This is a genomic window from Arthrobacter sp. AG1021 (assembly GCF_003633665.1).
GTDB lineage: Bacteria > Actinomycetota > Actinomycetes > Actinomycetales > Micrococcaceae > Glutamicibacter > Glutamicibacter soli.
In genome coordinates this window covers 386592-398604 of record NZ_RBLB01000009.1, presented here as the reverse complement: position 1 = coordinate 398604, position 12013 = coordinate 386592, and the positions used below count along the sequence as shown (strand labels likewise).

Sequence of the window (12013 nt, the reverse complement as noted above, 5' to 3'; positions counted from 1 at the left end):
GAGCGGCAGGCGTAAGGTCGAACCCACGTGGAGCCAATGAACCTACAGAAATTGCCGATGAACCGCCGACCTCGCAAGCACCTGCATCTGAATCTCAGCGATGACCAATTCGACGATCTCATCAGCGCCTTGGAGAGCCACCGGGATTGTCTCCGACGCTTGAGCGAGGAAGCGGCGAACGGTTTTGGCCTTGGCATCCCCTATTGGGATGGACGGGTGAATGAGATCCAAGAGCTGATCGACGCGGTCCGGCATTGTGCTCGTGGCGATGGGGCGGAATAACCCGTTGCGGGTGTTCCTCCGTCCCTGCGGGATTCCAGACTCCCGATGACATCACTTGTATGCCTGCCCCACAGAACGTTCTTCGGCCACCCGGCCGCTGGGCGACCGATTACTGGTCTTTGCCCAGCAGCCAAGCGCCGGAATACGTACCGTGCAAAATCCTCGTCAACTATTGAAATGCTGGGCGTAGCTCTTCACTTCGGGTGCACCGTGGAAAACGGGGACTGGGTGCGTGACCGTGCTGCATTCCCAGTACTTCGAGCGAAAAGTCACCAAGCCCTGCAACTCGGCGCGCTCGAAGAGATCCGAAATCGGGGTTGAATCTTTTTCGCATCCCACGGTCTCCAAGGCCGGATTAGGCGTAGCCACATAGAGGAATTTCAGCTCGTCCGTCCGGGGATCGAGCATTGCGACCAGAACTGAGCGGCCATGCATGCTTACTAGTCCCATCACGTCGTTGACGGATTCCGTTGACACCGTCATCACGATTGGCATGCCCTGGGCCCATCCGTACTCGGACAAGTGCTTGCGGCCTTCACGTGACCCGAGAAGTTCCGAGACTCGCTCGGCCGTTTTCGTCCTGACTATACGTCCTGGCATCTGTTTGACCTCCACCTTGTTCGTAACTGTCCGGGTGATCCCGTTGTTCTTGGAACTTCGTGCAGCTCTGGCTTGAGCTTGCGAACTGCACGAAATCCACTGCATTTACGTCACTTAAGGAGTTCTATCTTAATTGGACTTGGTTGTCTCGAAACATGAAGGAAAGTCCAGTTCGCCAGGGAGCGAGCTCAGAAATTTCCATGTCAGATTGCGTTTTAGATGAATTATTATCACCGTGGGTAGTTAAAAACGGCCTAGTCAATTAATGAAATATGGTTATATTTCAGCAAGCGACCACCTGAATTACCAAGTGCCCAGCAAAGCAAGACTTCTCGGGGAACTTTGAGGTTTTGTGTAGCCGGGGTCACTTTAGTTGCACTTGCATGTTTTGCCGCCCGGGGATTCGAGGGCATCGAATCGCGCCGTGTGCGGCTGCCTGACCCGATGTCGCCATGCAGGTCATTCCGGCAGTTGCGGAACTGCCGCGCGCGGCGGTCAATGGGGTTTCGGTGCGGGAAGGCAGTTGGCGGAACTCAGGGGCCACTCAGGAAGCGCTGGCCTGCGGCGGTCTGCGCGCACACTGGTGGCATGGAAAAACCGGAATCCGTATCCACGCAGCAGCTGACGGTCGCGCAATGGACCGAGAAGCTTTCGCAGACCACCGGAGTGCCTGGCGGGGGAGCGGGAAGCGGAGTGATGCTGTCCGTGGCAGCGGCGTTGATCTGCATGGCCGCCGGCTACAGCGAGGATGCCGAGGCTGAGGGAGAAGCGGGGCGCATTAGGCGACGAGGGCAAATCTTGCGCAACGAATCCCTCCAGCTGGCGGATGAGGACGCTGCTTGCTCTGCATCCTTCGGCGCGGCTTTCCATGCTCCGGCAGGCGCCGCCCGGTCGGCGGCGATTTGTGGTGCGGCACTGCAAGCTGCCCGGTCCTCGGCCGCCATCGGGAAGCGGGCCGCGGCGGCGGTTGATGACATCCGATGGCTGGCCGAATATGGAAACCAGGCCCTGGTTGCCGACGTGGTCGTCGCCTTGGGAGCGCTGCGGGCCTCGATCTCCGGGTGCCGTGCCAACGTCTGCTTTGATTTGTCGACGCTGCAAGCGCACCGGGACTCTGGGCGACCCGAGGGTGAAGACGCGCCTCTGCATGGCACCCTTGAACAGTTGGACCGCGCGCTGGCGAGCATCGATAAACTGTCCGCCGACATCGACGCCCGGATCAGGGACCGCCTGTCAGGCGACTAGCCCTTGTGGCGGGCTTTCATATGGTCGTAGGCTTCAAGGGCCTGGGCTCGCGAGGATTTCAGATCCACAATGGGCTCGTGGGCCACCGGGGCGAACCGCGCCACGTAGGATCCCTGCGGATCAAATTTCTTCGCCTGAAGCTCGGGGTTGAACACCCGGAAATATGGGGCAGCATCTGCGCCGCTGCCGGCAACCCACTGCCAATTGGCGCTGTTGCTGGCCAGGTCGGCGTCCACCAGGGTGTCCCAGAACCACTGCTCGCCGACCTTCCAGTGCACTCCTAGATTCTTGACCAGCAGGCTGGCCGTCACCATGCGGACGCGGTTATGCATCCAGCCGGTTTCCCAGAGCTGCCGCATGCCCGCGTCGACCAGGCGGAAGCCTGTCTCGCCGTGCTGCCAGGCGGCAACGTGGGCCGCGGCCTGCGGATCGTCGTCCGGCCACGCCCAGTCGAAGGCGTCGAATTCGCCGCGCAGGTTCTGCGTGGGCAGTGAAGGGTGGTGGTAGAGCAAATGCCAGCAGAAATCGCGCCACGCCAGCTGGCGCCGGACCGCGGCGACGCCCTCGGACGCGCCAGGATTCGACGCTGACTGCCGGCCCAGAGCTTCCCAGGCCTGGTGCGGACTGAGGTGCCCCCAGCGCAGGGCGGGGGACAGCGCGCTGGTCCCGTCCAGGTCCGGCCGGTCATGATGCTGCGGGTAGTCGGCGGCGATGGATTCGGCGACCTCCTCCAATCTTGAGTGCGCCTCGGCTTCTCCAGGGACCCACCTTGCGGCCAGCCCACCGGACCAGTCGGGGTTGGTGGGAAGCAGGTCCCAGCTCTCCAGGTCCTCGCTGTCTGGAAGGCTGTTCACGGTTTCCTGCGGTTCAGGGACTGGCAGGACCGGGCGCAGCTCGGCATCGCGCAGCTTGTTGTAGAACGGGGTGAAGACCTTGTAGGAGTTGCCCTCCTGGGTCTGGAGTTGCCAAGGCTCGTGCAGCAATGAGCCTGCGTAGCTGTGCGCTTCGCGTCCCGCGCCGCGAAGCTTCGCCTTGGCCAGCGCATCGACCTCTCGTTCGGCTTCCGAGTATCGGCGGGTCCAATGGATGCCCTGCGCTCCGCAGTCCTCGGCCAGCGTGTTGATGATTTCCGCTGCCTGTCCGCTACGCAGAACCAGTGGAACACCCAGCTCGGCCAGTGATTCGCGGAGGCTGAGCAAAGCGTGGTGGAGCCACCAGCGCGCGGCGCCGCCAAGCGCCCGCAGTCCGGGGGATTGCTCGTCGAAGACGTAGACGGCGATGGCCGGACCTGCAGCCATGGCGGCGGTCAGCGCCGGATGGTCTGCGGTGCGCAGGTCGTCGCGGAACCAGACAAGCTGGAGCGGGGCGGTTGTGCGGGGCATGCAGTTCCTTTGGCTTGGGAATAATGCTAGCTTAGCTAACTTTTAGCCCGGCAAAAGTCCACTATGGTGCGGAGTATCAGATGGCGACTGTGCGGACGCAAAAGGATGGGTGCGGGAACCTTCGGTTCCTGCGCCCATCCTCGGCCGAATTCAGGAGGGCCGCCTGGGCCCAAGGGCTTTAGATACCCAGCTCATCACGCAGGCGGGCCACGTGGCCCTTGGCATCCACGCTGTACTCCACATGACTGATCTTCCCTTCAGGGTCCACCACTGCCGTTGAGCGCAGCGTGCCCACGAAGGTCTTGTCCCCAAAGGTCTTTTCGCCGAAAGATCCGTAGGCTTTCGCCACGGCATTGTCCGGATCGGAGAGCAGCGGGAAGTTCAAGGACTCATCCGAAGCGAACTGGCTATTGGCTTCCGGCTCGTCGGGAGAGATGCCCAAAACCGAATAACCAGCAGCGTGCAGCGAATTCAGGTTGTCGCGGAAGTCGCAGGCTTCGGTCGTGCAGCCCGGGGTTGCCGCCTTTGGGTAGAAGTAGACGATGACATTCTTGCCAGCGTAGTCGGAAAGCGAAACAACCTCGGATTCGGTGTTGCGCAGGGAGAATGCGGGGGCCTGCTGGCCCACGGCCAGGGGAGCGGAATGTTCAGCCACGATCTCAACTTTCGTATTACGGTAATTTCTTTTCATTCTAGGTGTTTCCGGTCTCCCCTGCTAGGGGGAAGCCCGAAAAGAACTCGAGCGCTTCAGCAATAGTGCACAGCACCTCAAGGGCATGTAGGGACTGCCGCACCGAGTTCGTTTTGTGGAAATTTTCAGATTGCCTGGGGGCTCCATGCCGCTGACTTACACTGAGTGGCAACGACAGAGAGGAGCCCCAGTGGAATCGACACCAGTTATGTTTTCGCGTGGCGATAGGGCTGATGCCGCAGATCAAGAGGGCACATGGTGGGCCAGCGCGCCTCATCTGCTGGATGTGGCCGCCGGGTGCAAAGGCCACGCCACCCCCATCCTGCATGCGCTGAAACAGATCGAAGGAGAGCTGCCGGTGCCGGGCAACGGCTCGACGCGGCAGTTGTGGGAATTTTTCGCCTCGGTCGCGGCCCTGGATCTCGTCGCAGCGCGCACGCTCGAACCGCATTTTGATGCCGCCGCAATACTGCACCAGGCTGACATGCCGTGCCCCCAAGCGACCACTTGGGGTGTTTTTGCCGCGGAGGCACCTGGCCAGCGGCTCGAAGCCAGCCGTTTCTCAGGGCAATGGACGCTGACTGGAATCAAGCCTTGGTGTTCCCTGGCGGGAGAATTGACTCATGCCTTGATCAGCGCGCACACCTCGCAGGGCCGGCAATTGTTCATGATCGAGCTGGGTGGGCCGGAAACGGAACTTGCCGATAGCAGCTGGGTCAGCCGGGGATTGCAAGATGTCCCGAGCGGATCGCTTCGGTGCATGGATACTCCGGCGCAACCGGTGGGGGAAGCCGGCTGGTATCTTGAACGCTCCGGCTTCGCCGTGGGAGGCGTTGGCGTCGCGGCGTGCTGGTTCGGCGGGGCCGTCGGGTTGTTCCGGCACCTGCTGGGCACGGCGCGCACGCGCGAACCAGACCAGCTGGCCTTGGCTTGGCTGGGGGAGGCCGACAGGCTCCTCGCCTCCGGGGCCGCCATGCTCGAACGCGCTGCGGAGCTTGCGGATCGAGAACAGCTCGGCCCGCGTCAAGCCGCGCAGACCAGAGGAGAAATCGCCCGGATCTGTGAACGCATGATCCACATCAGCGGCCATGCCACTGGGCCCGGGCCGTTGGCCTTGGATGAAGAGCATGCCCGCCGGGTTGCAGATCTCTCGATATACATTCGCCAGCACCATGCCACACGCGATGATGCCGCGCTGGGACGGATGCTTCTGGAGGACCGGAGTAAGGAACAAGAACCATGGTGACGTTCAGCCATCTGCAGCAAGGAACCTCTGCCCAAGCTTGGCGTGACTGCGGAATCGAGGATCTGGAGGTTCTGCCGTTGGACCAGGTCTTCGAATCAGCGCAACGGCTGCTGGTTCTCGCAGCCCACCCCGACGACGAAACGCTCGGCGCCAGCGGTTTGATGCAGGAAGCCCTGCGGCGCAACATCACCGTGGAGGTGCTCCTCTGCACCGACGGGGAAGCTTCCCATCCTGGCTCCTCGACCCACTCCGCACAGCAGCTGGCCCGCTTGCGTGCAGGGGAAGTCTCCCAAGCCATGATGCAGCTTGGCCGGGACAGCGGCACCGGCCCCGGGATCACGGTTCGCAGGCTGGGTCTTCCCGACGGACAGCTGGCCGCACATCGCGCAGAACTCCACGAAGCCCTGCTTGACCGTGCACAGGAAGCACCGTGCGTGCTGGCCAGCACCTACCGGGCAGATGCCCATACGGATCATGATGTCCTCGGACTCGTCGCCGCGGGCATCGCGCAGCAACTGTCGCTCTTCCACCTGGAGTTCCCCATTTGGTACTGGCATTGGGCCTCACCGCTCGAGGACGGCCGATGGTGGCATTGGAACAGGCTCGAACTGGATTCGGCAGCGCTGGATGCCAAGCGAAAAGCCTTATCCGCGCACCAGTCGCAAACGCAGCCCCTGTCCGACCAGCCCGGGGACGAGGCAATGCTCAGTGCCGAAGTCATGGAGCACTTCCTGCAGTCCCAGGAGATCTTCCGGCTGACCCGTTCCGGAGAGAAAGATACCGCCATGACCTCTTCGGTTTTCGAAGATCTCTATCTGGATCAACCTGATCCGTGGAACTACAGGGACAGCGGGTACGAGGAAAGGAAACGCGGAATACTGCTCAGCTCCCTGCCCCGGACGCACTACGGCACGGTGCTGGAACTTGGGTGCTCCATTGGAATCCAAACCTCGGCATTGGCTGAACGCTGTACGTCTCTGGTGGCGATTGACTCAAGCCGAACCGCGCTGGAGCAAGCGCAGCGCGAAACCGCGCGCTTCGAGCACGTGCGATTGGAACAGCGTCTGCTTCCCGAGCAATGGCCGGAACTCGCCCATGGCACGGTCGATCTGGTCGTCATCAGCGAGATCGGCTACTTCTTGGCCGCCGACGAGCTTGAAGAACTCCTAGGCCTGTGCGAATCTGTCTTGGCCCCCGGCGGTGAACTGCTGCTCTGCCACTGGCTCCACCCCATCGAGGGATGGCCTCTGGACGGGCAGGCTGTTCACCGGATTGCCCACCGCCGGCGGTGGGACCGTCTGGTGATGCATGAAGAGCGGGACTTCTTGCTGGAAATCCTTCGCAAACCCGGGCAGTTGGATGGCTAGAAGACTGCGGACAATACTGGTTGTCATTCCCGCCCATAACGAAGAGCGGTACATCCTCGACTGCCTGGAAGCCGTGGACCGGTCGAAGTTGAACCTGCAAGCGGTTTGCCCAGGCATCGCCGTGCACACCATGGTGGTGCTGGACACCTGCACGGACAGCACTGCGCAGCGTGCCAGCGACTTCGCGGCCACACACCCGGGCTATTTTGCCCACCACGTGAACTTCGGTAATGTCGGAGCGACCCGCGCCTTCGGTATTGCCCAAGGGCTCAACCGACTGCCGGGGCCGCACGGGACATCAGAAACCTGGATTGCCTGCACCGATGCCGACACGAGGGTTCCAGAGAACTGGCTGAAGGAATTCGCCGTGGCCTATCTCGGGGGAGCTGATGCGGTGACCGGCACTGTGGAACCCGACCGGGTCGAATTGGCCCCGCAACTGTACCGGCAGTGGCGGGAACGCTACGTGCTGGCGCCCCACCATCCGCATATCCACGGGGCAAACCTCGGGGTCAGCGCCACGGCGTACTTGCAGGTCGGGGGTTTCAAGACCTTGGCAGCCCATGAGGACGTTGAGCTCGTGGCCAGACTCAGGCGTCGCGGATACCGCGTGGTCGCCACGGACCAATTGCATGCGGTCACCTCAGGCCGCTTGGAAGGGCGGCTGAAATCCGGTTTCGCGGATTATCTTTCCGCGCTCGCCGGCGAAACTGGAACCTGCGCTGACAACTCCTTGGATACCATCAGAGCCGGTTGAAGCGGCAGCGGGATTTCATTGGCTGCGAACAGAGATGATGATTTGCTTCAAGCGCTGTCTCTTCCTGCCCGAACATGGAACGCTGGATGTGGAACATCGCGCAGAAATCCGAGCGCAGCCGAACGTCAGCAAGGAGCATCATGAGCCAGTACGCAGTGACCAACCCCGCGACCGGAGTTGTCGAGGCAACCTACCCTACTGCCACCGATGAACAGATCCAAGAAGCGCTGGCCACCGCAGATGCCGCCTATGCGGACTGGTCCCGCACCACGCTGGACGAACGCGTGGCGCTGCTGGAGAAAGTCGCGGACATCTACGAGGAGCGCGCCGAGGAGCTGGCCGCCATCATCACCCGTGAAATGGGCAAGCCCATCAGCCAGTCCCTGGGCGAGATCGGGCTGGTCGTTTCCATCTACCGCTATTACGCCAAGAACGGGCCGAAGTTCCTGGAAGACGAGGAACTGGAGGTCGCCAGCGGCGGCACCGCAGTAGTCCGCAAGGAAGCGGTGGGCGTGCTGCTGGGCATCATGCCGTGGAACTTCCCGTACTACCAGGTGGCCCGGCTCGCGGCTCCGAACCTGATGATCGGCAACACGATCCTGCTCAAGCACGCCCCGCAGTGCCCGGAATCGGCCCTGGCCATGGAGCAGATCTTCAAGGACGCAGGTGCCGCCCAGGGGCTGTACGTGAACATTTTCGCCACGAATGACCAGGTTGCAGACGTCATTGCCGACCGCCGCGTCCAGGGCGTCTCGCTGACCGGCTCCGAGCGTGCAGGCTCTGCGGTGGCGGAAATTGCCGGCCGCAACCTGAAGAAAGTCGTGCTGGAGCTCGGCGGCTCCGATCCCTTCGTGGTGCTTCCGGACGCGGACATCAACCGCACCGCGAAGCTCGGGATGCGGGCGCGCTTCGGCAATACCGGCCAAGCCTGCAACGCGGCCAAGCGCTTCATTGTTGATTCCTCGGTCTACGACCAGTTCGCCCAGGCCCTGACCGAGCAGGTCGCCGGCATCAAGTCCGGGGACCCCACGCAGAAGGAAACCTTCCTCGGCCCGCTGTCCTCGGCCTCTGCGCAGTCGGGGCTGGCTTCCCAGGTGGAAGACGCCATTTCCAAGGGTGCGACAGTGCTGGCTGGCGGCAAGCCGGTGGCTGGCGACGGCGCCTACTTCGAACCGACCATCCTTGCCGATGTGACCCCGGATATGCGTGCGTTCTCCGAGGAGCTGTTCGGCCCGGTGGCAGTGCTGTACAAGGTGGACGGGGAAGAAGAAGCCATCGCCTTGGCCAACAACAGCGACTACGGGCTGGGTGCGTCCGTCCACACCCAGGATCTGGAGCGTGCGCACCGCATCGCCGCGCAGCTGCAGGCGGGCATGGTTTCCATCAATGAGCCCTCCGGCTCGGCCGCAGAGCTGCCGTTCGGCGGCGTGAAGCGCTCGGGCATCGGACGCGAGCTAGGCAAGTACGGCATGGAAGAATTCATCAACCGCAAGCTCGTGAAGGTCTCCAGCCGCTGACCCGGACTGTGCATCTTAAGCGCATGGCGGCGCTCCCGGAGGGGAACGCCGCCATGAGTCTGCCGCCGCTAGTGCGAGCGGACCTTGGCTTCCAAGCCGCGCGTCCAGCGCTTGGTGACTGCCTGGATTACCGCAGCGCTGGCTCCGGAGATCACGGCAAAGGAGAGCACCTTGCCCAGCTTTTCCTGTTGTTGCTGCTCGGGGTTGGTCAGCGTGGGAGGGAGGTCGCCGGTAGTTTTCTTCCACACCGTGCTGACCAGCTTGGTTCCGACCCACCCGGCAGCCAGGGAAACCACCGTACCGAAGAGCTTGACCAGAATTTTCATTGTTCATACCTTCCGTTGACGTGCATTGCTCGTTGGATTACTTCATGAGGCTGCCGGGGTGTTCCCAGCGCACCTCAGCGGGCTCCTTGTCATCTCGCCAACCGCGCCAGACCGGATGCCGCAGCCGCCCGTCCTTTGTCAGTTCGCTGTAACGGACCTCCGCCACATATTTCGGGGTTACCCAGTGCGCATCGCGCTGGAACTGCGCCGGGATGTGCTTGACCGGTGGGGTCTTGCGCGCGATCTTCTCCAGACGTTCGCGGATCTCCTTCAACTGCAGATCCGAGAACCCCGTGCCGACCCGACCGATGAACTCCAACTCATCGCCGGCGGGGACGGCCAGCAGCAGCGAGCCGATACTTGACGCGCGGTTTCCCTGTCCCTTGGTCCATCCGATAACCAGGGCCTCCTGATCCAGCAGGTGCTTGATCTTCACCCAGCTGCCGCTGCGCCGGCCCGGTTCATAGTCGCCGGTGCATTCCTTGGCCAGCACCCCTTCCAATCCCAGCTCGAGGCTTGTCTTCAACGCGGCCTTCAAGGTGGGTCCGGTATGAGCAGGAGGTACCTTAATGTACTGTCCGTCGGAGACCGCATGTTCAAGGTATTTGCGGCGATCCACATATTGTTCACCGATCAGGTTCTCGGGCTTTCCGCCCTTGCTCCGGGGAAGCTGCAGGGCATCGAAAAGCATGAAGTTGAGCTTAATGGCCTGCGCTTGCCGGAGCCGGTTCTTGCGCCGATGCGAGATGCGCTGCTGCAACAGGGAAAAGCTCGGGCGCGCTGAACCGTCCAGGGCGACGATTTCGCCGTCCACGATCGCGCCCTCGGGTGCAAGCACCGCAAGTTCCTGTAGCTCGGGAAAATCTTCGGTCATGTCGTTGCCGTTGCGGCTGAGCAGTTTCACCTTCCCGTTCTCGACCTTGGCCAAGGCGCGGTACCCGTCCCATTTCATTTCGAAGCACCAGTCGTCGCCTTCGATGATGTCCTCCGGCACCCCGGAGCTGGCCAGCATGGGTTTGGGAACCTCGTCCAGCAGGCTGGATTCAGGGATGTCTTCCGGAACCGTCGAATCCTCGGAAGGCTGCTCCTTGGTGAGCTGCAGCAGCCAATTGTCCTGGTCTCCCATGCCGCGAGCCTGGATCAGCACGAAGCGGCGCGGAATGCCGCCGAGCCCTCCGTCTTCGCGTCCGGACAGCACCGCGATGATCTCCTTGCCATCCCGCCATTTCTCAATGGTGCATTCACCGGCATCCCAGATCGACACCTCTCCGGCGCCATACTGGCCCTTGGGAATCGTTCCTTCGAAGGTTCCGTAGTCCAAGGGGTGGTCTTCGGTCATTACAGCCAGCCGCTGGATTCCCCTCTGGAGCGGGGGCCCCTTCGGGACGGCCCAGGAGACCAGGACCCCCTCGTGTTCCAGCCTGAAATCCCAGTGCAGCCTGCGGGCATGGTGCTCTTGGATCACGAAAGACACGGGTTTTGCCGAATCCGTAGCCGCAGCCCGCGCGGTTTTCCGGGCCGCGGGCGGTTGTGGCACGGGTTCAGGAGTGAGCTTTGCATCGCGCTTGGAGCGGTAGACCGCGAGCCGGTCTGTTCCCTGTTCCGCCAGAGGCGCCAGGGCCGCCAGGGGATCAAGGCCGTCGGACAGCCGGTCCAATACTTCGTGGAAGTCCAGGTGCTCCAGGCCGGGGGACTCGATTTCTTCCCATGAGCGAGGCGCGGCCACCATGGGACGCGAACGTCCGCGCAGCGAATACGGGCATACCGTGGTTTTCGCGGCGTTATTCTGGCTCCAATCCACCAGCACCTTGTTCTCGCGCAGGGATTTCTTCATATTTGCCACCACAAGCCGGGGGTGCTTGCGTTCTAGCGAGGCGGCGAGTTCCTTGGCCACCTCATTGACCTGGTTGGAGGTTGCCGTGCCGTCCAGACCGGCGTAAAGGTGGATCCCCTTGGATCCGGAGGTCACCGGAAAAGGCCGCAGGTCCATGCCCTCAAGGATTTCGCGGCATAGCAAAGCCACTTCGGCGCACTGGGCCAAGCCTGCGCCGGGACCGGGATCCAGATCCAGCACGAGCCGGTCGGGATGCTGTTGTTCCAGGCTCGCATTGAAACGCCATTGGGGAACGTGGATCTCCAACGCTGCGACTTGCCCGAACCATGCCAGTACTGCCGCATCGTTGGCCAGGGGATATGTATTGGAATGGGTTTTGTGCTCCAGACGGGCTCTGGGAATCCAGCTTGGGGCCGAATCCTCCAGATCCTTGCGGAAGAACACGGTTCCCGGGTTCCGTGCCGTGCCGACCCCGTCCACCCAGCGTTTTCTGGTTGCCGGGCGCCATGCCGCATGCGGCAGCAGCGCCGGGGCCACCCGCTGCAGGTAGTCGATGACTTCGCCCTTGGTCGTCCCGGTTTCCGGGTATAGCACCTTATCCAGATTGCTGACCTTCAGGGTGCGGCCATCAACGGTGACCGTTTGTTCCCTGCGAGCCATATCCACCCCTTTCCGTAGGCTTTGACCACCACTCTCCCTGCCGGTGCCCGGCAAATCCACCTTTCCTAGGGACTTTTGCGATTGGGCTGCAGGGGCACCAGCGATG

Annotated in this window: 11 protein-coding genes; 6 read left to right on the top strand and 5 right to left on the bottom strand. The window is 62.3% G+C overall.

The genetic code is table 11. The features are described from left to right. The first annotated feature begins 36 nt into the window (after positions 1-36). On the top strand, positions 37-282 hold the full coding sequence (locus DFO58_RS18275) for a hypothetical protein (RefSeq protein WP_147407285.1): 246 nt from the start codon (positions 37-39) through the stop codon (positions 280-282). A gap of 165 nt (positions 283-447) precedes the next feature. Here the strand turns inward: DFO58_RS18275 and DFO58_RS13020 are convergent, their stop codons facing one another. Next, complete coding sequence (locus DFO58_RS13020; protein WP_231735887.1) at positions 448-777, bottom strand: hypothetical protein; 330 nt, start codon at positions 775-777, stop codon at positions 448-450. Positions 778-1470: 693 nt separating this feature from the next. On the opposite strand from DFO58_RS13020, the gene DFO58_RS13015 reads away from it, so the two are divergent. Further along, positions 1471-2127, top strand: a complete 657-nt coding sequence (locus tag DFO58_RS13015; protein WP_120991408.1) for a cyclodeaminase/cyclohydrolase family protein — start codon at positions 1471-1473, stop codon at positions 2125-2127. Here DFO58_RS13015 and DFO58_RS13010 read toward each other — a convergent pair. Both DFO58_RS13010 and bcp read right to left on the bottom strand, forming a co-directional pair. Next, the gene (locus tag DFO58_RS13010) at positions 2124-3509 is read right to left on the bottom strand and encodes a deoxyribodipyrimidine photo-lyase (protein ID WP_047120301.1); all 1386 of its coding nucleotides are present in this window, start codon (positions 3507-3509) and stop codon (positions 2124-2126) included. The genes DFO58_RS13015 and DFO58_RS13010 overlap by 4 nt on opposite strands. A 178-nt stretch (positions 3510-3687) precedes the next feature. Next, the gene (gene bcp, locus DFO58_RS13005) at positions 3688-4164 is read right to left on the bottom strand and encodes a thioredoxin-dependent thiol peroxidase (protein ID WP_047120300.1); all 477 of its coding nucleotides are present in this window, start codon (positions 4162-4164) and stop codon (positions 3688-3690) included. Positions 4165-4390: 226 nt separating this feature from the next. On the opposite strand from bcp, the gene DFO58_RS13000 reads away from it, so the two are divergent. The 4 genes from DFO58_RS13000 (at position 4391) to DFO58_RS12985 (ending at position 9087) form a co-directional block, all read left to right on the top strand. Then, positions 4391-5446 (top strand): acyl-CoA/acyl-ACP dehydrogenase, encoded by a 1056-nt coding sequence (locus tag DFO58_RS13000; RefSeq protein ID WP_147407284.1) that lies wholly within the window; start codon positions 4391-4393, stop codon positions 5444-5446. Then, complete coding sequence (locus tag DFO58_RS12995; protein ID WP_120991275.1) at positions 5440-6813, top strand: PIG-L family deacetylase; 1374 nt, start codon at positions 5440-5442, stop codon at positions 6811-6813. Before DFO58_RS13000 ends, DFO58_RS12995 begins: the two co-directional genes overlap by 7 nt. Beyond that, a complete protein-coding gene (locus DFO58_RS12990; RefSeq protein WP_181728082.1) occupies positions 6806-7570 on the top strand; it encodes a glycosyltransferase in 765 nt (254 codons plus the stop codon). The genes DFO58_RS12995 and DFO58_RS12990 overlap by 8 nt, the downstream gene beginning before the upstream one ends. Positions 7571-7710: 140 nt before the next feature. Next, entirely contained in the window at positions 7711-9087 is a 1377-nt protein-coding gene (locus DFO58_RS12985) for an NAD-dependent succinate-semialdehyde dehydrogenase (protein ID WP_047120296.1), read from the top strand. 68 nt (positions 9088-9155) lie between these two features. Here DFO58_RS12985 and DFO58_RS12980 read toward each other — a convergent pair whose 3' ends face one another. Continuing rightward, complete coding sequence (locus DFO58_RS12980; RefSeq protein ID WP_047120295.1) at positions 9156-9413, bottom strand: DUF4235 domain-containing protein; 258 nt, start codon at positions 9411-9413, stop codon at positions 9156-9158. Positions 9414-9450: 37 nt separating this feature from the next. Next, positions 9451-11907, bottom strand: a complete 2457-nt coding sequence (locus DFO58_RS12975; protein ID WP_120991273.1) for an ATP-dependent DNA ligase — start codon at positions 11905-11907, stop codon at positions 9451-9453. Positions 11908-12013: the final 106 nt, after the last annotated feature.

Excerpts from the sequence above, each read along its gene's own strand:
- DFO58_RS12985 (WP_047120296.1), top strand. The coding sequence starts at position 7,711 with ATGAGCCAGTACGCAGTGACCAACCCCGCGACCGGAGTTGTCGAGGCA.
- DFO58_RS18275 (WP_147407285.1), top strand. The coding sequence starts at position 37 with ATGAACCTACAGAAATTGCCGATGAACCGCCGACCTCGCAAGCACCTG.
- DFO58_RS12995 (WP_120991275.1), top strand. The coding sequence starts at position 5,440 with ATGGTGACGTTCAGCCATCTGCAGCAAGGAACCTCTGCCCAAGCTTGG.
- DFO58_RS13010 (WP_047120301.1), bottom strand. The coding sequence starts at position 3,509 with ATGCCCCGCACAACCGCCCCGCTCCAGCTTGTCTGGTTCCGCGACGAC.
- DFO58_RS12980 (WP_047120295.1), bottom strand. The coding sequence starts at position 9,413 with ATGAAAATTCTGGTCAAGCTCTTCGGTACGGTGGTTTCCCTGGCTGCC.
- DFO58_RS13020 (WP_231735887.1), bottom strand. The coding sequence starts at position 777 with ATGCCAATCGTGATGACGGTGTCAACGGAATCCGTCAACGACGTGATG.
- DFO58_RS12990 (WP_181728082.1), top strand. The coding sequence starts at position 6,806 with ATGGCTAGAAGACTGCGGACAATACTGGTTGTCATTCCCGCCCATAAC.
- DFO58_RS12975 (WP_120991273.1), bottom strand. The coding sequence starts at position 11,907 with ATGGCTCGCAGGGAACAAACGGTCACCGTTGATGGCCGCACCCTGAAG.
- DFO58_RS13015 (WP_120991408.1), top strand. The coding sequence starts at position 1,471 with ATGGAAAAACCGGAATCCGTATCCACGCAGCAGCTGACGGTCGCGCAA.